Origin of the sequence: Streptobacillus felis (genome assembly GCF_001559775.1) — a bacterium.
Classification (GTDB): Bacteria; Fusobacteriota; Fusobacteriia; order Fusobacteriales; family Leptotrichiaceae; genus Streptobacillus; species Streptobacillus felis.
In genome coordinates this window covers 1-214 of sequence record NZ_LOHX01000115.1, presented here as the reverse complement: position 1 = coordinate 214, position 214 = coordinate 1, and the positions used below count along the sequence as shown (strand labels likewise).

At 28.0% G+C, this 214-nt stretch carries 1 protein-coding gene; it reads left to right on the top strand.

Annotation, left to right across the window (positions count from 1 at the left end):
* The coding region (locus AYC60_RS01940) for a PTS transporter subunit EIIC (protein WP_197416926.1) at positions 1 to 214 on the top strand (214 nt) is incomplete at both ends.

The window sequence follows — 214 nt, the reverse complement described above, 5'->3', positions numbered from 1 at the left end:
CTCTTTATATGCAAGAGAATTAGTAATATTTACTCTACAAATAGGAGTATTTGGCTGTATAGTAACAGGTATTACTTCTGCATTAATTACTAATAAGTTTTCTAATAAATCTTTACCTGATTATTTAGCTTTCTTTAGTGGTAATAGATTAGTTCCAGTTATGACTATAATAATTTTCATACCTATAGCGGCGATAATTCCATTTATTTGGCCA